Raw genomic sequence first — 24322 nt, 5'->3', positions numbered from 1 at the left:
GAAACGGAAAACGGCCCGGCGGGGAACGGAACCCGACCGCACGGCGCCGGTGCGGCCTCGCGCACTTCACCTTCTGGGGAATTCAGCTACGAAAGGGCAGCGGACGTCATGATGAGTGAGCACGCTCCGGCGGGCGTCGCGACCGGCCACCACCGCACCGAACCGATCGCCGTGGTGGGTCTCGCCTGCAGGCTGCCGGGCGCGGCCGGCCCCTCGGCCTTCTGGGAGCTGCTGGCCAGCGGGTCCAGCGCCGTGACGGACGTGCCCGCCGGCCGTTTCGCGCCGCCCGCCCGGGCCGCCGTGCGGCGCGGCGGCTTCCTCGACGCCGTGGACGCCTTCGACGCCGCCTTCTTCGGCGTCTCGCCGCGCGAGGCGGCTGCCATGGACCCCCAGCAACGGCTCGTCCTGGAACTGTCCTGGGAGGCGTTGGAGGACGCCGGCATCGTCCCCGCGTCCCTGCGCGACAGCCGGACCGCGATGTTCGTCGGCACCCTGCGCGACGACTACACGTCCCTCCTCTACCAGCGGGGCGGCGCGGCGATCACCCAGCACACCATGACCGGCGTCAACCGGGGCGTCATCGCCAACCGCGTCTCCCACCACCTCGGGCTGCGCGGCCCGAGCCTCACCGTGGACGCCGCCCAGTCCTCGTCGCTGGTCGCGGTGCACCTGGCCTGCGAGAGCCTGCGCACCGGCGAGTCCACCGCCGCCCTGGCCGCCGGCGTCAACCTCAACCTGCTCGCCGAGCACACCCTGACCGAGGAGCGGTTCGGCGCCCTTTCGCCGGACGGCGTCAGTTACGTCTTCGACGCGCGCGCCAACGGGTTCGTGCCCGGCGAGGGCGCCGGCGTGGTCGTCCTCAAGCCGCTGAGCAGCGCGGTGGCGGACGGGGACCGCGTCTACGGCGTCATCCTGGGCAGCGCCGTCAACAACGACGGCGCGACCCCCGGCCTGACCGTCCCCAGCGAGGAGGCGCAGCGGCAGGTGCTGCGCGCCGCCCGCACCCGCGCCGGAGTGGGCGCCGACGAGGTGCAGTACGTGGAACTGCACGGCACCGGCACCCCGGTCGGAGACCCCATAGAGGCGGCGGCCCTGGGTGCGGAACTCGGCGCGGGACGCTCGCGCGACGCCGCGCTGCACGTCGGCTCGGTCAAGACCAACATCGGCCACCTGGAGGGCGCGGCGGGCATCGCCGGCCTCATCAAGACGCTGCTCGCCATCCACCACCGACTGCTGCCCCCGAGTCTGAACTTCGCCACGCCCAACCCCGCCATCCCGCTGCCCGAGCTGGGACTGACCGTGCGCACGGAGACCGGGCCCTGGCCGCACCCCGGCCGGCCGCTGGTGGCGGGCGTCAGTTCCTTCGGCATGGGCGGCACCAACTGCCACGTCGTGCTCGCGCAGGCCCCCGTGAGTCCGCCGGCCGCGCGGACAGCCGACGCAGCGGACGCAGACCTCGGGACGGCCGACGCCGACAGGGGCGAACCGGATCTCCTGCCGTGGGTGATCTCCGGCGCCGGGCGGGCCGCGCTGCACGCCCAGGCGGAACGGCTGCACGCGTTCGCCACCGGCACGGAGCCCTCGCCGGCGGACGTGGCCTGGTCCCTGGCCACCACCCGCGCCGCCCTCCGGCACCGCGCTGTCGTCCTGGCCCCGGACGCGCGCGGGCTGCTCGCCGGGACCGAGGCCCTTGCCTCAGGACGTGCCCACCCGGCCGTGGTGACCGGGACCGCCCGCCCCGGCCCCGTCGGCTTCGTCTTCACCGGGCAGGGCGCGCAGCGCATCGGAATGGGCATGCGGCTGCACGCGGCATTCCCCGCGTACGCCGCCGCGTTCGACGAGGTGGCGGAGGCGCTGGCGGTCCACCTGCCCGTCTCACCCGCCGAGGTGATCCGCACCGGCCGGGGGCTCGACGACACCGTCAACACGCAGCCGGCCCTGTTCGCCGTGGAGGTCGCCCTCCATCGGCTCGCCGAGTCGTTCGGCCTACGGCCCGACTTCGTGGCCGGGCACTCCATCGGCGAACTCGCCGCCGCCCATGTCGCCGGAGTCCTCGACCTGCCCGACGCCGCCGCGCTGGTGGCCGCACGGGCTCGGCTGATGCAGTCCGCGCGTCGCGGCGGCGCGATGATCGCCGTACAGGCGGACGAGGCCGAGGTGACCGAACTACTCGCGGACCGGCCGCAGTTGGCGCTGGCCGCGGTCAACGCGCCGCAGGCCACCGTCATCGCCGGCGACGCCGACGCGGCCGACGAGGTGGCCGACGCGCTGCGCGCCCGAGGACGGCGCGTGCGCAAGCTGGCGGTCAGCCATGCCTTCCACTCGCCGCACATGGACTCGGTCCTGGAGGACTTCCACCGGGCCGCCTCGCAGCTCACCTACCACGCGCCCCGCGTCCCGGTGGTCTCGACGCTCACCGGGGACGTCGCCCACGGCGACGAGCTGCGCACCGCCGATTACTGGGCCGGCCAGCTGCGCGGCACCGTCCGGTTCGCCGACGCCGTACGCACGCTGCACACGCGGGGAGTCGTCGCCCTCGTCGAGATCGGCCCCGACGCGGTACTGGCCCCGCTGGCCCGGCAGACGGCGGACGAACTGACCGCGGTGCCCCTGCTGCGCCAGGACCGCCGGGAGACCGAAGCCTTCGTCACCGCGCTGGCCACCGCACACGTCCACGGGGCGCCGGTCGACTGGGGCCGGTTCCTGCGAGGGACCGCCGCGCGCCGCATCGACCTGCCGACCTACGCCTTCCAGCGCACCCGTCACTGGCTGGACGATCCCGGTGCGAGGGCGCCGCACACGCACCTCGTGCCCGGCGACCCCACGGCCGGCGCACCGAACGCCGCGCCCGCGCCCGCCGAGGAGACGACCGTCCCGCGGGCGCGCGGCGAGCTGGGCGAGCGGCTGGCGGCGATGTCCGCGGCCGAGCGCCGGCGGGCCGTGGCCGAGCTGGTCGACGAGCACGTCGTCGCGGTCCTGCAATACACGGGCGACGAGCCGATCGACCGGCACACACCGTTCCAGGAGCTGGGATTCAGCTCCCTGATGACCACGGAACTGCGTGCGGCGCTCGCCACCGCCACCGGGCTGCCACTTCCCACCGGTCTCGTCTTCGACCACCCGACACCCCGTGCGCTGGCCGCGTTCGTCGAGGCGGAACTGCTCGGCGCCACCGCCGGGTCCGACGCCCCCGCCCCGGCAGCCGCGGACGGCGACGAGCCGATCGCCGTCATCGGCATGGCCTGCCGCTATCCGGGCGGCGTCGCCTCGCCCGAGGACCTTTGGCGGGTGGTGCACGAGGGCGTCGACGCAGTCTCCGCCTTCCCGCAGGACCGCGGCTGGGACGACGACCTCTACGACCCCGATCCGGAACGGCAGGGCAAGAGCGCGGTCCGGCACGGCGGATTCCTCGCCGGGGCCGGTGAGTTCGACGCCGCCTTCTTCGGCATCTCACCGCGCGAGGCGCTCGGCATGGACCCGCAGCAGCGGCTGCTGCTGGAGACGTCCTGGGAGGCGGTGGAGCGGGCCGGGCTGCTGCCGGAGGACCTGCGCGGCACCCGTACCGGCGTCTTCGTCGGCGCCACGTCCCTCGAGTACGGGCCCCGTATGCAGGACGCGCCCGAGAGCGTGCAGGGACATGTGCTGACCGGCAGCACGGCGAGCGTCATGTCCGGCCGCATCGCCTACCAGCTCGGTCTGATCGGACCCGCGGTCACCGCGGACACGGCCTGCTCGTCCTCCCTGGTCGCGCTGCACCTGGCGATCCGTTCCCTGCGCTCCGGCGAGACCAGCATGGCCCTGGCGGGCGGCGCCGCCGTGATGTCGTCGCCCGGCATGTTCGTGGAGTTCTCACGCCAGCGCGGTCTGGCCGCGGACGGCCGGTGCAAGTCGTTCGCCGCGTCAGCCGACGGCACCGGCTGGGGCGAGGGCGTCGGCATGCTGCTCGTCGAGCGGCTCTCCGACGCCCGCCGCAACGGCCATCGCGTGCTGGCGGTGATCCGCGGTTCCGCGGTCAACCAGGACGGCGCCAGCAACGGGCTGACCGCCCCCAGCGGGCTGGCCCAGCAGCGGGTCATCCGCCAGGCGCTCGCCGACGCCGGCCTCGGTCCCGCGGACGTCGACGCCGTCGAGGCGCACGGCACCGGCACCACGCTGGGTGACCCCATCGAAGCCGAAGCGATCATCGCCACCTACGGCAGCGACCGCGAGGACCGGGACCCGGTCTACCTGGGCTCGCTGAAGTCCAACATCGGCCACGCCCAGGCCGCCGCCGGGGTGGGCGGCGTCATCAAGATGGTGCAGGCCATGCGGCACGGCATCCTGCCCGGGACCCTGCACGTGGACCGGCCGACCCCGCACGTCGACTGGTCCGCGGGGACCGTCGGACTGCTGACCGAGGCCAGGAGCTGGCCCGCGACAGGCCGACCGCGCCGCGCAGCGGTCTCCTCGTTCGGCATCAGCGGCACCAACGCCCACGTGGTCCTGGAGTACGAGCCCGCCGCCGGCACCACGTCACCCACGCCCTCGGTCCGCTCCGGCGCCACCTCGCCGAACGAGCCCGGCCGGCCGGAGACGGGACTGCCCGCGCGCGAGAACCCCGATCCGGGCACCACGGGCCCGGCGTCCGCGCCCGCGGCCCATGCCGCCGACGCCGGACCCGTCCCGCTGCCCGCCGCGGGCCCGGACGGGACGGCACGCGCCCTGGACGACGAGCGGTTCCCCACCCCCTGGGTGCTGTCCGCGCGTGACACCGCGGCGCTGCGTGCCCAGGCGGAACGTCTGCGGCGGAGCCTCGGACCCGACACCGACGTCACGGACGTCGGCTGGTCCCTGGCCGCGACCCGGACCGTGTTCGAACGACGGGCCGTGGTCCTCGGCGGCGACCTGTCCGAACGCCTCGCCGCCCTGTCCGCGCTCGCCGACCAGGACGCACCCGGGCATCCCCGCCTCATCACGGGTGACGCCGCCGCAGCGGGCCGCACCGCGTTCCTCTTCACCGGTCAGGGCGCCCAGCGCCCCGGCATGGGCCGCGGGCTGTACGAGGCGCACCCCGTCTTCGCCGCCGCCCTCGACGAGGTCTGGGCCGCCTTCGACGGACTGCTTCCCCGGCCGCTGCGCGAGGTGATGTTCGCCGAGGCGGGCAGCGAGGCCGCCGCGGCACTCGACGAGACCCGCTACACCCAGCCCGCGCTGTTCGCCGTCGAGACCGCGTTGTTCCGCCTCCTGGAGCACCACGGCATGACGCCGCACCTGCTGGCCGGGCACTCCATCGGCGAGGTCGCCGCGGCCCATGCCGCCGGCGTGTTCTCCCTCGAGGACGCCGCCGCCCTGGTGGCCGCCCGCGCCCGGCTGATGCAGGCCGCCGCCCCCGGCGGCGCGATGATCTCCGTACAGGCCACCGAGGAGGAGATCCTGGCCGACCTGGCAGGCCGGGAGCACGAGGTGGCGATCGCCGCCGTCAACGGCCCCCGGTCCGTGGTCGTCTCCGGGGACGCCTCCGCCGCGCAGGAGATCGCCGACGCGTGGCGGGCCCGCGGCCGCAGGACGACGCGACTGGCGGTGAGCCACGCCTTCCACTCCCCGCACATGGACGGCATCCTCGACGAGTTCCGCGCGGTGGCCGCCGGGCTCACCTACCGTCCGCCGGCCCTGCCCGTCGTCTCCACCGTCACCGGCGCCCTCGCCACGTCCGACGCGCTGACCTCACCGGACTACTGGACCGGGCAGATCCGCGCGACCGTCAGATTCCTCGACGCCGCCCGGGAACTGGCCCGGCAGAGCGCCACCGTGGCCGTCGAGCTCGGCCCCGACGCCGTACTCGCGCCACTCGCGCGTGTCGCCGCGGACGGCGAGCCGTTCACCGCCGTACCCCTCATGCGGGCCGGCCGCCCCGAGGCCGGGACCGTCGCCGAGGGCATCGCCCGCGCCCACACCGCCGGCGCACCGCTCGCCCCGGCCACCTTCTTTCCCGGCGGCGCGCCGGTCGACCTGCCCACCTACGCCTTCCAGCGGCAGCGCTTCTGGCTGGCCCCGCAGTCCGCCGCCGGCGCCCGGAGCCTCGGTCTGGACCCCGCCGACCACCCCCTGCTCACCGCGGTCGTGGACCTGGCCGAACGCGGAGACGCCGTACTGACCAGCCGTATCTCCGTGAGCGCCCAGCCCTGGCTGGCCGACCACGTCATCGCCGGAACCGTACTGCTGCCCGCCACGGCCTTCCTCGAACTGGCCGTCACCGCCGGCGACCACCTGGGCGCCCCGGGCGTGGAGGACCTGGCGCTGGAAGCGCCCCTCCCACTGCCCGAGACCGGGGCCGTACGCCTCCAGGTCGCCGTCAGCGCCCCCGACGAGGCGGGCCGGCGCGTGTTCACGGTGCACTCCGCGCCCGACGCCGACGACACCCCCGCCCGGCCCTGGACCCGGCACGCCTCCGGCTCGCTCACCGCGCAGACGCCCACCGCCCGGCCGGCCCTGGACCCACCGCCGACCGCCGCCGGGCCCGCGCCGGACGACGACGCCTACGCCCGCCTGGAGACTCTCGGCTACTCCTACGGGCCCTCCTTCCAGAACCTGGTGTCGGTACGGCACGAGGGAGCGGACGTGTACGCCGAGGTACGGCTCCCCGAGGAACTGCGCGAGTCCGCCGGCCGGTTCGCGGTGCACCCCGCACTGCTGGACGCCGTGCTCCACCCGCTGGTCCTGGCCTCCGCGACACCCTCGGACGACGACGTCATCCGCCTGCCCTTCGCCTGGTCCGGCGTCACCGTGCACGCGGGCGGCGCCACGGAACTGCGGGCCCGGATCAGCCCCGCCGGCGACGACACGGTCAGCGTGTCGCTGACCGACCCGGCCGGGGCGCCCGTCGCCGAGATCGAGTCCCTGACACTGCGCCCGGTGGCCAAGAAGCGGCTCGCCGCGCCCGCCGCCGGCTCCCTGTACCGGCTCGACTGGGCGGCCGCCGCCTCGCCGTCCGGGCCGCCTCCCGGGTGGACCGAGACCGACGACGACCTCGCGGACACCGAACCGGCCGAGATCCTCGTCCTGCGGGCGACCGGAGGCCCCGACGCCGGCAGTGCGGCTGCCGCCCGCGTGCTGAGCGGTGTCCAGACGTTCCTGTCCGACGAGCGGTTCGGTGACTGCCGCCTGGCCGTCGTCACCCACGGGGCCCTCTCCGTCCTGCCCGGCGAGGACGTCGCGGACCCCGCCGCCGCAGCCGTCTGGGGCCTGGTCCGCTCCCTGGGCTCCGAGCACCCGGACCGGCTGCTGCTCGTCGACCTCGACCCCGCGGACACGGGCGCGGGAGCGCTGGACACCGCGCTGGCCGCCGGTGAGCCCGAGACCGCCGTCCGCTCAGGCCGGGCGCTGGTTCCGCTCCTGACGCCGGCCCGGCCCGAGCCGGCCGCCGCACCGCCCGCGCTGGACCCGGACGGCACCGTCCTCGTCACCGGCGGCACCGGCGGACTCGGGGCCCTCTTCGCCCGTCACCTGGTGACCCGGTACGGCGCACGGCACCTGCTGCTCGCCGGCCGCCGCGGCCCCGACGCGCCGGGCGCCGAGGAACTCGACCGAGAACTGCGCGCCCTGGGGGCGACGGTGACCCTCGCCGCGGTCGACGTCGCCGACCGCGACTCCCTCGCGGCACTGATCGGCTCCGTACCCGACGACCGTCCGCTGACGGCCGTCGTGCACGCCGCCGGGATCCTGGACGACGCCACCGCGCTCTCCCTCACCCCCGAGCGCCTCGCCGCCGTGCTCGCCCCCAAGGCCGACGCGGCCTGGTACCTGCACGAACTGACCGCCGGAGCGGACCTCGCCGCCTTCGTCCTGTTCTCCTCGGTGTCCGGACTCCTCGGCACGGCCGGCCAGGGCAACTACGCGGCTGCCAACACCGCCCTGGACGCCCTCGCGCACCACCGCCACGCCCGCGGACTGCCCGCCCTGTCGCTGGCCTGGGGCTTGTGGGACACCGGCAGCGGCATGGGCGCCACCCTCACGGACGTCGAACGCGCCCGCTGGCGGCGGGCCGGACTGCCGCCGCTCACCGCCGAGCAGGGCCTGGCGCTGTTCGACGCCGCGCTGACCACGGGCGGCCCGCTGCTCGCCGCGGTCACGGTGCGGGCCGCCGCGACCGTACGGCCACACCCCCTGCTGCGCGAACTGGTGCCGGCGCGCGCGACCCGGCGTACCGCGGCGACCCGTGCGGACGGCGGGTCCGACTGGGCGCGGCGGATCGCCGCGCTCCCCGAGGACAAGCGGGCCGAAGCGGTCCTCGACCTGGTCCGCACCACGGTCGCGGCCGTCCTCGGCTACAGCGGAGCGCGCGCCGTCGGACCCGAACGCACCTTCAAGGACATCGGGCTCGACTCGATGGCCTCCGTGGAACTGCGCAACCAGCTCGGCCGGGCCACCGGCACACGTCTGCCCGCCACCCTCGTCTTCGACCAGCCGACGCCCCGCGCGGTCGCCGACCGTCTGCTGACCCTGGTGACGGCGAGGGACCGGCCCGCACCGTCCGGGTCCGCCCGCAGCCGTGCGACGGCCGACGAGCCGATCGCGATCGTCGGCATGGCGTGCCGCTACCCCGGCGGCGTGTCCTCCCCGGAGGACCTGTGGCGGCTGGTCGCCGACGGCGTGGACGCGGTGAGCGAGTTCCCCGCCAACCGCGGCTGGGACCTCGCGGCTCTGTACGACCCCGACCCGGAGCAGGGCGGCACGAGCTACACCCGGCACGGCGGCTTCCTGCACGACGCCGACCTCTTCGACGCCGACTTCTTCGGGATGCCGCCGCGCGAGGCGACGGCCACCGACCCCCAGCAGCGGCTGCTGCTGGAGACCGCCTGGGAGGCCTTCGAAAGCGCGGGCATCGACCCGGCCACCCTGCGCTCCACGCCGACCGGCGTGTTCGCGGGGGCCATGTACGACGACTACGGCGTCCGGGCGGCCGGCGCGGCGGGCGAGTTCGAGGGCTTCCTGCTCGCCGGGAACCTCTCCAGCGTCCTGTCGGGCCGGGTGGCCTACACGTACGGCCTCGAGGGCCCGGCCGTCACCGTCGACACCGCCTGCTCCTCCTCCCTGGTCGCGCTGCACCTGGCGGCCGGCGCGCTGCGCGGAGGCGAGTGCGACCTGGCCCTGGCGGGCGGTGTGACCGTGATGGCGCAGCCGACGACGTTCGTGGAGTTCTCCCGGCAGCGCGGACTGGCTCCGGACGGCCGGTGCAAGTCGTTCGCCGCGGACGCCGACGGCACCGGCTGGTCCGAAGGCGTCGGCGTGCTCGTCCTGGAACGGCTCTCCGACGCCCGCCGCCGAGGACACCACGTACTGGCACTGGTCCGCGGCTCGGCGGTCAACCAGGACGGCGCGAGCAACGGGCTGACGGCGCCGAACGGCCCGTCCCAGGAGCGCGTCATCCGCCAGGCCCTGGCCGACGCGGGCCTCACCCCCGCGGACGTGGACGCGGTCGAGGCACACGGCACCGGCACCACGCTGGGCGACCCGATCGAGGCGACCGCCCTGCTCAACACCTACGGGCAGGAGCGGCCGGCGGACGGCCGCCCCCTGTGGCTCGGCTCGCTGAAGTCGAACATCGGGCACGCCCAGGCGGCGGCAGGCGTCGGCGGCCTGATCAAAATGATCAAGGCCATGGAACACGGAGTGCTGCCCAGGTCCCTGCACCTTCAGGAGCCCACCCCGCATGTCGACTGGGACTCCGGGGCGGTGGAACTGCTCACCGAGGCCCGAGCATGGCCGCGCGAGGGGCGGCCGCGCCGGGCGGCCATCTCCTCCTTCGGCATCAGCGGCACCAACGCCCACGTAGTCATCGAGCAGCCGCCCGCCCCGCCCGCGCCCGCGCCGGCGCCCGCCCCGGTCACGGGCGCCGTCCCCTGGATCCTCAGCGCCCGCGGCGAGGACGCCCTGCGCGCGCAGGCGGCACGGCTGCTCGCCCACCTGAGCGACCACCCGGAGCTCGAACCCGCCGACGTCGCCCTGACGCTGGCGACCGGCCGGTCCGTGCTGGAGCACGGTGCCGTCGTCGTCGGCAGCGGTCGCGACGCCCTCCTGGACGGCCTGCGGGCCCTTGCGCAGGGCCGGCCCTCCCCGGCCGTGCTGCGCGGGCGCGCGCCGCGGCCGGGCCGGACGGCCTTCCTGTTCACCGGGCAGGGCAGCCAGCGTCCGGGCATGGGACGCGAACTGTACGAGTCCTCGCCCGTGTTCGCACAGGCCCTGGACGAGCTGTGCGCGCACCTCGACGACCTCCTCGAACGCCCGCTCAAGGACGTGCTGTTCGCCGCTCAGGGCACCCCTGAGGCCACGCTGATGGACCGCACCGACTTCACCCAGGCGGCACTGTTCGCGGTGGAGGTGGCGCTGTTCCGCTGGTACGAGCACCACGGCGTACGGCCCGACGTCGTCCTCGGCCACTCGGTCGGCGAACTGGCCGCCGCGCACGTGGCGGGCGTGCTCGACATGGCCGACGCCGCGACGCTGGTGGTCGAGCGCGGCCGCCTCATGCGGTCGGCCCGCGACGGCGGGGCGATGGCCGCCGTCGAGGCCACCGAGGAGGAGGTCCGCCGCGACCTGGAGACGCGCGGCGGCAGTGCCGGAAGCATCGACGTCGCCGCCGTGAACGGACCGCGCGCGGTAGTCGTCTCCGGCGACGCCGAGGCCGTCGACGCACTGACCGCCCACTGGTCGGAGCGGGGCCTGCGCACCCGGCGGCTGACGGTCAGCCACGCCTTCCACTCACCGCACATGGACGAGGTCCTCGACGAGTTCCGCGCCGTGGCGGGGCGGCTGACCTTCCGGCCGCCCGCCGTCCCGGTCGTCTCCGACGTCACCGGCGACCTGGCCACCGAGGAGCAGCTCACCTCGCCGGACTACTGGGCCCGGCACATCCGGCGGACCGTGCGCTTCCACGACGGCGTGCGGCACCTGCAGGACGAGGGCGTCACGCACTTCGTCGAGCTCGGCCCGGACGGCGTCCTGACGGCCCTCGCCGGCGACGGCCTGACCGAGGAACCCGGCGTGCTGGCCTCCGCCCTGCGCCGGGGCAGGCCGGAGCAGGAGACCGCCGTCACGGTGCTCGCGCTGCTGCGGCTGCAGGGCGCCGGACCCGACTGGTCCGTACTGCTGCCCGGCGCCCGCCCGGTGCCACTGCCCGGATACGCCTTCCAGCGCCGGCGCTACTGGCTCGACGCACCGGCCGGCCCCACCGGGGACCCGGCGGTGCTCGGCCTGGACGCCGTGGACCACCCGCTGCTCGGCGCGTCGGTGCGCAGAGCCGGCCGGGACGAGGCGCTGTTCACCGGCCGGCTGTCCCTGCGCACACACCCCTGGCTCGCGGAGCACGCGGTGGCGGGATCGGTCCTGCTGCCGGCCACGGCACTGCTGGAGCTCGCGGTCCGCGCAGCCGACCAGGTGGGCTGCGACCGGGTCGCGGAGCTGAACCTCGCGACACCCCTGGTACTGCCCGAGCACGACGGCGTACAGATCCAGGTGTCGGTGGGCGCGCCCGACGCGAACGGCGAACGCCCGCTGGACATCCACGGCAGTGCCGGCGACGACGAGTGGACGCTCCACGCCCACGGGACGCTGGCAGCCGGAGCCGGCCGGGCGGAGGGGCTGCTGGTGTGGCCTCCGGCGGGCGCCGAGGAGATCGGCCTGGACGGGGTCTACCAGACGCTCGCCGGGCACGGTTACGCCTACGGGCCCGCCTTCCGCGGCCTGCGCCGGCTGTGGCGCGGCGAGAACGAGCTCTTCGCCGAGGTGGCCCTGCCCGAGGGAACGCGGGACCAGGCGGCGCGGTTCGGACTCCACCCGGCGCTGCTGGACGCGGCCCTGCACCCGCTGCTCCCCGGCGTCGCCGACGGGTCGGCCCCGGCCCGTCTGCCGTTCGCCTGGTCCGACGCGACCGTGCACGCCACCGGTGCTTCGGCGCTGCGTGTACGGCTGCGTCTGCCGCGGGACACCGCGGCCGGCACCCTCGAGGCCGAGCTGACGGTGGCCGACGGCTCCGGCCTGCCCGTGGCCTTCGTGGGCTCGCTGGCCCTGCGCCCGCTGTCCGCCGCCGCCGTGCGGGCGGCCGGCGCGGGGCGCGACGGGTTGCTCCCGCTGTCCTGGTCACCCCTGCCGGCACCGGACGCAACCGTGGACGCCGCCGGCTGGCGCGCTCTGGGCACGTCCCCCCTGGCGTCGGTCGGCTCGTGCCCCGACCTGCGGGCGGCGGCCGATGCCCGGCCCACGAACCTGCTGTGGGAACCGCCGGCGGTCGAAGGCCGCGGTGACCTGCCCGACCGGGCCCGAGCCCAGCTGAACGGCGCGCTCACCGTCCTCCGGACGTTCCTCGCCGACGACCGGTTCGCCGGCACACGGCTGGTGGTCCTCACCCGGGGCGCGACCGCCGTCGAACCCGGCGAGCCGGTCGAGGACCTGGAGCGAGCGGCACTGTGGGGACTGCTGCGGGCCGCCCAGACCGAGCATCCCGACCGGTTCGCCCTCATCGACGTCGGCGCCGACGGCTGCGACGACGACGGTCTGCGGGCGGCGGTCGCCGCGGGGGAGCCGCAGACCGCGGTCCGCGGCGGCCGGTTGCTGGCGCCCCGGCTGACACGGGCCGCCGCTCCGGAGCCGGCGGCCGAGGCACCCCGCTGGGACGACGGCACGGTGCTCGTGACCGGGGCCACCGGCACGCTGGGCGGCATACTGGTACGCCACCTGGTCACCGCGCACGGGGCGCGTCGACTGCTGCTGTTGTCGCGGCGCGGCGAACAGGCCCCCGGGGCCGCGGGGCTGCGGGCCGAACTGGAGCGTCTCGGCGCCGAGGTGACGTTCGCGGCCTGCGACGCGGCCGATCGCGCGGCGCTCGCCGACGTGCTCGCGGCCGTCTCCCCCGACTTCCCCCTGCGAGCCGTCGTGCACACCGCGGGCGTGGTGGACGACACCGTGGTCGGCGACCTGACACCCGACCGCCTGGACGCCGTGCTGCGCCCGAAGATCGACGCGGCGTGGAACCTGCACGAACTGACCCGGGAGGCGAAGCTGTCCGCGTTCGTCCTGTACTCGTCCGTCGCCGGTCTCCTCGGCACCGCGGGACAGGCCAACTACGCGGCCGCCAACACCTTCCTGGACGCGCTGGCACAGCACCGCAACGCGCTGGGGCTGCCCGGCACGTCGCTGGCCTGGGGCCTGTGGGCCGGCACCAGCACGATCAGTTCCGGCCTCGGCGAGACGGATCTGCGGCGACTGGCGCGGATCGGACTGCGGCCGTTGTCCGACGACGAGGGCACCTCGCTGTTCGATCTCGCCCTGTCCGGAACCCAGCCGGTGGTGGCCCTGACCGGCGTCGACCTGGACGTGCTGCGCCGCCAGGGAGAGCGGGCGGTGCCGGTGCTGCGCGGCCTGGTACCGCGGCCCACCGGACGCGGGACGCCCGCGGCGGCCGAGGACAACCCGGGCGCGGCGTTCTCACCGCTCGCGCAACTGGCCGGGCTGAGCCGGCCGGAACGCGTCAGCGCCCTGCTGGAGCTGGTGCGCGGCCAGGTCGCCGGGGTGCTCGGGCACGCCGAGCCCGCGGCCGTCGCCGTGGAACTGCCCTTCGACAACCTGGGCTTCGACTCGCTCACCGCGGTGGAACTGCGCAACCAGCTAGGGCAGGCCATCGGCCTGCGGCTGCCCACCACCCTCGTCTTCGACCATCCCAACCCCACTGCCCTGGCCCGGCACCTCGCGGAGCTGGTGGAACGCGAGGCGGCCCCGAGCGGCGACGCGGTGCTGGCCGAACTGCACCGGATGGGTTCGGCGATCGGGACCCTGGCAGCGGACGACGACGCCCGCGAGCGGATCACGGCCCGGTTGCGCGAACTCCTGTCCCTCGTGGGCACCGCCGTGCCGGGCGACCCCGGCCGGGACCCCGCCCCGCACGAGGAGGCCCACCTGGACGCCGCCACCGACGAGGAGCTGTTCGCCCTGGTCGACGAATTCGACTGACCGTTCCCGGCCGGCCGGCGAGGACGCCGGCCGGCTCCTCAGACGCTACGACCACCCGGATGCGGTCCCTGCGCGGTCCGCGTCCGTTCCCCGCCAACTCCCGAAGGGTTCGCCATGCAGTCCTTGTCCGTCCAGGAAACTGCCGACCAGGCGCCGGCGCCGTATCCGCTGCGCGAGGTGATGGCCCGCTTCGCCACCGGGGTGATCGTGCTCAGCGTCGGCGGCGAGCACATCCACGGCATGACCGCCAACGCCTTCAGCTCCGTCTCGCTCGACCCGCCGACGGTGCTGTGCTGCGTCGCGCACGACGCGGTCATGCACCAGGCCATCCGGTCCGCGCGGCACTTCGGGGTCTCTGTACTGGGCTCCGGTCAGGAGGCGCTGGCCCGCTACTTCGCCGACAAGAAGCGGCCGCTGGGACCGGAGCAGTTCGACGGTCTCGACTGGACTCCGGGCCCCGTCACCAAGGCCCCCCTGCTGCGGGGCGCGACGGCCTGGCTGGAATGCGAGCTGTCGGACTCCCACGAGTCGGGAGACCACTCGATCTTCGTCGGTGACGTGGTCGGCGCCACGCGCACCGAGGGAAGTTCGGGGCTGCTGTTCTTCGACGGCGGATTCCGCTCGATCGAGTCGGAGCGGTCGTGACCGGGCTGGGCGAGGGGTCCGTGAGCACGGACACCGTGGTGGGACGCCTGTTCGTCGAGGCGCTCAACGCGGGGCTCGCCCGGGCGAGGGAGGCGTCGGGGGTCCTCGTCGGCGCCGCCGGTCCGGCGGTCGGTGCCCGGTTGCCCGCCGACCCGTTCGCGACCGCGGTACTGGTCTCCTTCGACGCGGCGCTGCCCTCCGTGCTAGGTCCTCCGGATCGTCGGGACGCGGCCCTCCAGGCGGTGATGCGGCGGCGCGGGCGGCAGATCGTGTCCGTCGCGCTGGCCGCCGCCCGGCAGGAACCTCTGCCCCTGCCGGAGGCGCCGAGCGAGCTGGCCTCGGCGCACGAGGCGCTGGTGCGCACACTGCTGCTGGAGTGCGCGGCACTGACGGTGTGCGAGAGGCGGCGGTTCCCGGCGGGGACGGTCCCTCCGGCCGACCTGGTGCGGGAGCTGGGCCGCTCCCTGCGGACGGCCCGGCGCTCGGCGCGAGCCGCTTGACGGCCCGCAGTCGCCGGCCGCGAGCCGCCTGACGGCCGGCGCCGTCCACTACGGGCTGCCTGACGGCCCGGAGTCGTCCGGTACGGGCCGACTCGGCGGGGGCGGACACGTCGTGTGGCCGGTCGCGCGGAACCCTCCGCGCGACCGGCCACACGACTGCCGTCAGAGCCGGCGCCCGTCACCCGTGAAGGCGCGCACGCCCACCGCACCCGGTGCCGGAACCCGCTCCCGGATCCGGCGTGATCCGAACGAAAGACCCTAGCGGTACGAGGCGATCAGCCGGGACAGGTGGAGGCCGGCCACCTCGAGCGGCCGGCTGCTGCGGGAGACCTGGGCGGCGAGTTCGGCGCCCTCCAGCGTGCTGATCACCGTGTGCGCGAGGTCGCGGGCGTCGCTCTCACGGAAGCCGGACTCCAGGAGCCGGTCGAACACCACGCCGCGCCAGCGGGCGAAGGCGTCCGCCGCGGCCGACTGGATGTCGGGGAGGCGGCCGACGGTCCCCAGGGCGGTGGTCGCGATCGGACAGCCGTCGAGCCAGTCCGAGCCCCGCAGGCCGTCGGCCAGGTCCCGGCAGAGGGCCACGACCGCGCGGACGGGATCCGGATCGCTGTACAGGGCGGCCCGTAGCTGCTCCACGAACTCCTGGTCCCCGCGGCTGATGGCCGCGAGGGCGAGCTGCTGCTTGCCGCCCGGGAAGAAGTGATAGACAGAGCCGAGAGTGGCCTGGGCCTCCTGCGAGATCTGCTTGATGCCCGTGCCGTCGTAGCCCTGTCGCTGCATGAGCCGTGATGCCGCCCGGATGATGCGCTCGCGGGTCGCGGGCACGGGCTCCGGGGCGGCTGCCGATCGATTGGTGTCGTCCGGTGGCTTCGTTTTCACCCTCCCCATGGTACCCGTAGAGCGTTCTTCTCAGCCGTGGCGGTCCGAGCCGGCTTCCGGGCGGCCGGTGGCCGCGCCGCCCGGGAGGCCGTACGCCCGCCTGGCCGGGACCGTCCTCCTCAGACGAGGACGGCCGCCTGCTGCGCAGCGCGCAGCCCCGTTTCCACCGCGCCCTCGATGAAGGCGCCGTTCCAGCCGGAGGCGATGTCGGCCCCGGCGAACAGCACCCGGCCGTACGGCTGCTGCAGTGCCGGCAGCTGGCGCAGCAGCTGGGTCGGACGCCGCAGGCCCCACCCACCGCGGGACCAGCGGTCGGCGCCCCACTGCTGCGCGCGGTACCTGACGATGGTGGCGCCCGGTATGTACGTCCGTACGGCGGCCTGCACCGCCGCCTGGTCCGCCACGTTCAGGGACGAGCCGGCGAACCCGATCATCAGCCGGCCGCCGCCGGGAAGCTCCTGCTGCGGAATCATCAGGGGAAGGGCGGAGTTCTCGGTGCCCTGCGCGTACACCGCCTCCACGTTCCCGCTCAGATGTATCCACAGCTTGGTGGCCAGGGAGACGCCCACGCCCTCCGTGGCCGCGGCCGTGTGCGCGCTCGGCAGGCCCGGGCTGAACTGGATGGTCGGCCAGACGTTCACCGGCGTCGCCACCACCACGGCGCCGGCCTTCAGCACCTGGCCGCTGGCCAGCCGCACCTGGACGCCGCTCGACGTGCTGGTCACCGCGGCGACCGGCGAGGACAGCAGCACGGTGATGCCGCGTGTGGCCAGCATCTTCTGCAGCAGCTCCGTCATGCCGCCCGTCGGTTTGAAGGCGGTCTGCTTCTCCCAGCCCTCCATGGTCCAGCCGCCCAGGGCCCACCACTGCGCCATCGACGTCATGGCCCGGGTGCTGTTCTCGTTGCCGGTGTAGGCGGTGAAGTACCCGGCGAGCCACTGCTTGTCGAGCGTGGACATGGAGAGCTGCGCGATGCGGTCGGTGAAGGACAGCTGGTCCTGCTGCTGCAGGAGGTCCGCCCGGTACAGAGGGTCCTTGGGGTGGGCGAAGTACTGCTGCGAACCGTCGTAGAAATGCTCGAACAGGCCGCCCAGATAGGCGTTGGCGTCCGCCGGATTCAGCGTCTGGAAGCCGTTCGAGGCCGGCATGAGCGATTTGGTCGGCGCCACGTCGCCGATGGTGGTCAGGCCGTAGCGCTGCATCTCCTGGGCGACCAGCTGGTGGTCGGGGCTCAGCCAGCCGCCTCCCAGCTCGATCCGCTGACCGGACATGGTGTCGGTCCATATGCGCCCGCCTATGCGGTTGCGCGCCTCCAGGACGGTCACCTTCATCCCCTGGGCGGCCAGTTCGCGGGCGGCGGCGCCGCCGGCGTATCCCGCGCCGATCACGATCACGTCGGGGGAGGCCTCCTCCGCGGCGTGGGCGGCGGAGCCGGTGTACGGAATCGTGCCGACCGCCCCGGCCACCGCGGTCGTGCCCACCGCCTTGAGGAACAGACGGCGTCCGGGTGAAGCGGTGGCGGCGTGCCGGGGTGCGGAAACTGGACGTGAACTCATCGTCGAACCTTCTTTTGTCACGGATCGACCGCTTGTGCAGCAGCGGGATGTGGCTTGATTCGGCCGGGAACAGCTAACCGGATGGGTGGCCGAAATCGGTCACCAGGCGGTAATTGGACGGTTTACCTCCGCCCTTGGCGGGGAACAGGGGGCTCCCTTTTCGGCGCGAGTCCACCGGCACCCTCGCGGCCGCCTCGGCGAAATGCCGCGGCAGGCCCGCGAAATGCCGCGGCCGGCGCCCCGAGGGCGCCGGCCGGGCACTGCACATCGCTCGGGTCAGGCCGCCGGGAAGTGCCCCGTCCGCACGAAGTACCGCACGTACCGGGCGAACAACTCCTCGTCGACCGGCGGGCAGACGATGCCGCTGCCCGCCAGGGCGGCCTCGGTCTCCGTGGTGTCCATCGGCGGATAGAACCGATCGGTGTCGCCGGTCATCATCTCGAAGGCGTGCAGCAGCGGCAGCATCGCGTTGTCGCGGTCCTTCTGGACCCGCCGGCGCCAGTCCTCCCAGTCCGTCTCCTCCAGCGTGTAACCCAGCGCCCGCAGCCGGCGGACGCACTCGCGCAGACTCACCGGACTCTCGTTGAACAGGTGGAAGGTGCCACCCGCCGACTCCGGCCGGCTCGCCATACGTACGATCGCGGCACTCACGTAGTCCACCGGCAGCAGATGGAACCGGCCATCGACGTCCGCGGGCACCGCGCCCGCCTGGAGCAGGCCCTTCATGCTCAACCACACGAAGTCGTTCGTCTGGCAGGCTCCGTTGACCTGGTCGCCGGAGACGACGTCGACCCGGTAGACGGAGACCGGCAGGCCGCGTTCCGCCGCCGCGGCGATCAGCCGCTCCGCGACCCACTTGCTCTGCAGATAGCCGCTGGGCAGCCGTTCCGCGGGTCCGGTCGGATCGGTCACCCTGAGCGGCCGGCCGTCCTCAGCCGCGTCGGCGAACACCCCGACGGTCGACACGTAATGGACCGGCACGCTGCGATGGCGCGCGGCCAGCCGCAGCACCTCCTCGGTACCCCGCACATTGGCCGCGCGCAACGCCTCGTAGGGGTGCAGCCAGTGGACCTGGGCGCCGTTGTGGTAGACCACGTCCACCGTGGCCGCCAACGCGTCGAAGGCATCCTCGGGCAGGCCCAGCCGGGGCTGTGCCAGATCGCCCACGACCACCGCCAGACGGTCGGGATCGACGTCCCCCCACACCGCGTACCGTTCCAGGTTCTCCCGCAGCCGCTCCCGTGCGGCGGCCTCGTCGGCCGCTCGCACCAGGCAGTGCACCGTGGCCCTGGTGGTGCGCATCAGATCCCGCAGCAGGAACGCGCCGAGGAACCCGGTGGCTCCGGTCAGCAGCACCCGCTCCGGGTCGGTCACGCACCGCACCACCACCGGTGCCGGGCACACGTCCTCGGCGAGCACCGCCTCGGCCGCGAAGTCGGGGGTGCGCGGTCCGGCCGGCCTGTCCGCTGCGTCCGCTGTCAGTTCGCCCAGCAGATAGCCGGCCAGCGCCGCCGGGGTGGGATGGTCGAAGACCAGGGTGGCGGGCAGCCGCACGCCGGCGAGGGAACCGATCCGGTTGCGCAGTTCCACGGCGGTGAGCGAGTCGAACCCCAGCTGCTGGAAGGGGCGGTCCACCGCGACGCCTTCGGTGCCGACCTGCCCGAGCACGCCGGCGACCTCCGCCTTCACGGCCTCGGTGACGATCCGCAGCTGTTCCTCCGCCGCGAGTCCGGCCAGTCGCGCCGGCAGCGGTTCGGCCGCCGCCGTCTCCTGGGCGGTGCGGCGTCGGGTGGCGCGGACCAGTTCCCGGAACAGGTGCGGGATCTCCGTCCGTTCGCGTACGGCGGTCAGGTCCAGGGGTGAGGCGACCAGGGTCGGCCGGCCGAGGCCGAGCGCCAGGTCCAGGACGGCCGGGCCCGACTCGTCGGTCACCGGAAGGAAGCCGCTTCGCGCGATGCGCCGCCGGTCCGTCTCGCTCAGATCGCCGGACATTCCACCGTCCCGCGCCCACAGACCCCACGCGATCGAGGTGGCGGGCAGCCCGCGGGCCGCCCGCAGTTCGGCCAGGCCGTCGAGGAAGGAGTTGGCCGCCGCGTACGTGGACTGTCCGGGACCGCCGACGACGCCCGCGACCGAGGAGAACAGCACGAACGCGGAGAGGTCCATGTCGGCGGTCAGCTCGTGCAGATGCCAGGCCGCGTCGGCCTTCGGCCGCAGCACATCCGTCAGCCGCCGCCGGGTCTGGGCCCCGACCAGACCGTCGTCGCGGACGCCGGCCAGATGGATCACACCGGTCAGCGGATGCTCCTTCGGTATGCCGGCCAACAGCCCTGCCACCTCGGCCCGGTCGCTCACATCGCACACCGCGACGGTGACCTGCGCCCCGAGCTCCTTGAGTTCGGCGGTCAGTTCCCCCGCGCCGGGGGCCTGCTCGCCGCGCCGGCTGACCAGCAGGAGCTGCTGCACCCCGTGCCGGCGGACCAGGTGCCGGGCGAACAGCGCGCCCAGGGCGCCGGTGCCGCCGGTGATCAGCACCGTGCCGTGCGGACCGATCCTCGGCGCGGCATCGGTCGAAACGGCCGGAGCGGGCCGCAGCCGGGGCAGATACACCTGTCCCGCCCGCACCGCCGCCTGCGGCTCGCCCGAGGCCCACACCGTCTCCAGGGCCGCGGTCGGATCGGCGTCGTCGTCGGCGGTGTCGACCAGCACGACACGGCCCGGCGCCTCCGACTGCACCGACCGCAGCAGCCCCCAGACCGCCGCCGCGCCGGGATCGCACTCGTCCTCGGGCCGCGCCCGGACCGCGGCGCGCGTCACGACCACCAGCGGGACGTCGGACAGCCGCTCCTCGGCGAGATAGCGCTGCACCGTCTCCAGCACCTCGCCCGTCGTACGGTGTACCGCCGCCATGTCCTCGGTGCGCGGCGGCAGATGCACCAGCACCAGCGCGTCCAGGGGCGTGCCGGCGAGTGCGGCCGCCGCGTCCTCGGCGTCGGCGAACCTGGCCCCCCGGACCGCGGCGGGAGCCGTGCCGAGCAGACCCCGTCGCACCGGCAGGCGGGGCGGCGCAGCGGTCAGGACGCTCCAGTCGACCGCGGACAGGCTGTCGGCGGGCCTCGCCGCCGCCTCGGCGATCTCGCCCGGCGCCAGCGGGCGCACCGTGACGGCGTCGATCGAGCCGACGGGCAGCCCGGCCAGGTCGGCGAGCGCCAGCGTCGTCCCCTCGTCGCCGTCCACCGCCAGCCGCACCCGCACGGCGGCGGCCCCGCGCGCCAGGAGCCGTACCCCCCGCCACCGCGTCACGGTCTGCGGCGCGGCCTCCGCACCGCCGCTCGCCACGGCGCGCCCGGCGTGCACGGTGGCGTCGAGCAGCGCCGGGTGCAGAAGGTACTCGGCGGCCTGTGCCGCCGTCGCCGCCGGCAGGGCCACCTCGGCGAACACCGCGTCGGCGCTCCGCCACGCCGCCGTCACCTCCTGGTACACCGGCCCGTACCACTCGTCGCCGCGCGCCAGCAGCGCCCGCACCTCCGCGGGATCGACGGGTTCCGCGCCGGCCGGGGGCCACTGCGCCGGGCTCTCGGCCGGGCTAAGCAGTCGGGTGCCCAGCCGGCCGTGGGCGTACCGGGTCCACGGCACCTCGGTGCCGTCGGGCCGCGCGTGCACGGTCACCTCGCGCCTGTCGGAGCGCTCGCCGCCCACCCGGACCTGCACCTGGAGTCCGGCCCCCTCGGGGAGCACCAGCGGCGGTCCGGTCTCCAACTCCTCCAGGACGGTGCAGCCCACCTCGTCACCGGCGCGGACCGCCAGTTCCACGAGGACCGACGACGGCAGCACCGCCCGGCCGTCCACGGTGTGCCGTGCCGGCCACGGCCGCACGTGCGGCGAGAGCCGGCCGGTGAACAGCACCTCGTCGGAGCCGGCCGGCTGCACCGCGGCGCCCAGCAGCGGGTGCTCGCCGGGGCGCAGCCCCAGACCGACCGGGTCCTGTCCCCCCTGCTCCCGCGGCGCCACCCAGTAGCGCCTCCGCTCGAAGGCGTACGTCGGCAGCGGCACCCGCCGCGCGCCGGCGCCGGCGAACAACGCCGCCCAGTCCACCGGCACGCCCCGGTTGTGGAGCCGGGCCAGGCCCGTGATCACGGTCTCCGCCTCGTCGTGCTCCCGCCGCAGCAGGGCCAGCGCGGTCAGGCCGTCCTCGGTCTGCGCGGCCAGCGGAGCGAGGACCGCGTCCGGGCCCAGTTCGACCACCGTGCCGGCCCCCCCGGCCCGCAGCGCGCCCACCGCGTCGGCGTACCGCACCGTGCCGCGCAGCTGCGCGGTCCAGTAGCCGGGGCCGCGCAGTTCGTCGCCGCGGGCCGGCTCGCCGGTGAGGGTGGAGACCACCGGGATGCGCGGGGCGTGATAGGTCACGCGGGCGGCCGCCTCGTGGAAGTCGTCCAGGACGCCGTCCATGTGCGGGGAGTGGAAGGCGTGACTGACGTCCAGGACGCGGGTGCGCCGGCCGCGCTCGGCCAGCACCGCGCACACCTCGGCGGCGGCGTCCGCGTCCCCGGCGATCACGACGGCCGCCGGGCCGTTGACCGCCGCGACGGCCAGCCCCCGCCGGGCGGCGAGCAGCTCGGCGACCTCGGCCTCCTCGGCCTGCACCGCCACCATGACGCCGCCGCGCGGCGCGGACTGCATCAGCCGGCCGCGGGCCGCCACCAGCGCCGCGGCGTCCGCCAGGTCGAGGACGCCCGCGACATGGGCGGCTGCCAGCTCACCGACCGAGTGCCCGGCCACCAGGCCGGGCCGTATCCCGAACGACTCGAGCAGCCGGTACAGCGCCACTTCGACCGCGAACAGGGCGGGCTGGGCGTTGACCGTCTCCGTCAGCCCCCGGCCGGTGCGGATCACCTCCGTCACCGGCTGCGCGAGATGCGGCCCCAGGGCGGCGGCCACCTCGTCGAACGCGGTCGCGTACGCGGGGAAGGTCTCGTACAGCCGCCGCCCCATGCCGGCCCGCTGGGCTCCCTGGCCGGTGAAGACGTAGGCCAGTCGGCCGTGGTCCCGGCTGTCCCGGTGCAGGCGCGGGTCCTGGCCGCCGGACGCCAGCGCGGTCAGACCGGCCATCAGGTCCTCGCGTCCGGTCCCGACGACGGCGGCGCGGTGCTCGTGGGCGGTGCGGGTGGTGGCGAGTGAGTGGGCGAGGTCGAGGTCGCGGGCCGGACGGGTCCGGACGTGCGTGAGCAGGCGCTCGGCCTGGGCGCGCAGGGCGGTCCAGGACTTCGCGGACAGCAGCCAGGGCAGGACGGGAGGAGGTGCGCTCGTCGAGGAGTCGTCGTCGCCGGGCGCGGTCGTCGCCGTGGGGGCGTCGGGCGCCTGCTCCAGGATCACGTGCGCATTGGTCCCGCTCACCCCGAACGCCGACACGGCGGCGCGGCGCGGGCGTCCGGTGTCGGGCCAGTCCCGCTGTTCGGTGAGGAGGCGGACGGCTCCGGAGCTCCAGTCGACCATCGGGGTGGGCTCGTCGACGTGCAGGGTGCGGGGGAGCACGCCGTGCCGCATCGCCTCCACCATCTTGATCACGCCACCCACCCCCGCGGCCGCGACCGTGTGCCCGATGTTGGACTTGAGGGAACCCAGGTGGAGGGGTTGGTCGGCGGGGCGTTGGTGTCCGTAGGTGTTGAGCAGGGCCTGGGCTTCGATGGGGTCGCCGAGGCGGGTTCCGGTGCCGTGGGCCTCGACGGCGTCGATGTCGGCGGGCTGGAGTCCGGCGTCGGCGAGGGCCTGGCGGATGACGCGTTCCTGGGCGGGACCGCTGGGTGCGGTCAGTCCGTTGCTGGCACCGTCCTGGTTGACGGCGGAGCCGCGCAGGAGGGCGAGGACGGGGTGGCCGTTGCGCCGGGCGTCGGAGAGACGTTCGAGGACGAGGAGGCCGGCTCCTTCGGACCAGGAGGTGCCGTCGGCGGCGGCGGCGAAGGACTTGATGCGTCCGTCGGGCGCCAGCCCCCGCAGCCGGGAGAAGTCGACGAACCCGCTCGGGGTCGCCGTCACGGTCGCGCCGCCGGCCAACGCCAGCGAGCACTCCCCGGCCCGCAGTGCGCGGGCGGCCAGGTGCATCGCCACCAGGGACGAGGAGCAGGCGGTGTCCACCGAGACGGCCGGACCCTCGAGACCGAACGTGTACGACACACGTCCCGACGCCACGCTGGACAGCTTGCCGGTGAGCAGATGCCCCTCCAGCTCCTGCGGCCCTTCCAGCCCCAGATAACTCTGCTCGATCACGCCGGCGAACACCCCGGTGGAACTGCCCTTCAGGGACGCCGGGTCGATGCCGGCGTCCTCCAGCGCCTCCCAGGCCGTCTCCAGCAGCAGTCGCTGCTGCGGGTCCATGGCCTGGGCCTCACGGGGGGAGATGCCGAAGAAGGGCGCGTCGAACAGGGCCGCGTCGTGCAGGAACCCGGCTTCCCTCGTGTACGTGGTGCCGGGCCGGTCGGGGTCGGGGTCCCAGAGACGGTCCAGGTCCCAGCCCCGGTCGGTGGGAAACGGCGAGATGGCGTCGACGCCGTCGGCGACCAGCCGCCACAGGTCGGCCCCGGAGGCGACGCCACCGGGGAAGCGGCAGGCCATGCCGACGACGGCGACGGGTTCGCCCGTACCCGCCTCCAGTTCGGCGATGCGCCGTCGGGCCTTGTGCAGGTCGGCGGTGACCCACCTGAGATAGTCGACGAGTTTGTCTTCACTGGGCTCGTGGGACATGCGTGATCGATTCTCCTCGGCGCA

The 24322-nt window shown here is 75.0% G+C and carries 6 protein-coding genes; 3 read left to right on the top strand and 3 right to left on the bottom strand.

Translation table 11 applies throughout. The features are described from left to right. Positions 1-108 precede the first annotated feature (108 nt). The 3 genes from ACF1BE_RS13565 to ACF1BE_RS13555 all read left to right on the top strand — a co-directional run bounded on the left by ACF1BE_RS13565 (position 109) and on the right by ACF1BE_RS13555 (position 15125). Entirely contained in the window at positions 109-13980 is a 13872-nt protein-coding gene (locus ACF1BE_RS13565) for an SDR family NAD(P)-dependent oxidoreductase (protein ID WP_392199174.1), read from the top strand. Between the two features lie 114 nt (positions 13981-14094). Next, a complete protein-coding gene (locus ACF1BE_RS13560; protein ID WP_392199173.1) occupies positions 14095-14625 on the top strand; it encodes a flavin reductase family protein in 531 nt (176 codons plus the stop codon). A 20-nt stretch (positions 14626-14645) separates the two neighbouring features. Further along, positions 14646-15125 carry a hypothetical protein gene (locus ACF1BE_RS13555; protein ID WP_392199172.1) on the top strand — a complete coding sequence of 160 codons (480 nt, stop codon included), beginning with the start codon at positions 14646-14648 and terminating at the stop codon, positions 15123-15125. Between the two features lie 258 nt (positions 15126-15383). On the opposite strand, the gene ACF1BE_RS13550 is transcribed toward ACF1BE_RS13555, so the two are convergent. The 3 genes from ACF1BE_RS13550 to ACF1BE_RS13540 form a co-directional block, all read right to left on the bottom strand. Continuing rightward, complete coding sequence (locus tag ACF1BE_RS13550; protein ID WP_392199171.1) at positions 15384-16013, bottom strand: TetR/AcrR family transcriptional regulator; 630 nt, start codon at positions 16011-16013, stop codon at positions 15384-15386. 110 nt (positions 16014-16123) lie between these two features. Continuing rightward, complete coding sequence (locus ACF1BE_RS13545; protein ID WP_392199170.1) at positions 16124-17560, bottom strand: flavin monoamine oxidase family protein; 1437 nt, start codon at positions 17558-17560, stop codon at positions 16124-16126. 276 nt (positions 17561-17836) lie between these two features. Further along, positions 17837-24298, bottom strand: a complete 6462-nt coding sequence (locus ACF1BE_RS13540) for a type I polyketide synthase (RefSeq protein ID WP_392199169.1) — start codon at positions 24296-24298, stop codon at positions 17837-17839. Between the last annotated feature and the right edge of the window lie 24 nt (positions 24299-24322).

It is taken from the genome of Streptomyces sp. NPDC014991, assembly GCF_043080665.1.
GTDB lineage: Bacteria > Actinomycetota > Actinomycetes > Streptomycetales > Streptomycetaceae > Streptomyces.
Note: the sequence above shows the minus strand (reverse complement) of the source record. Positions and strands in the feature narration are given on the sequence as shown.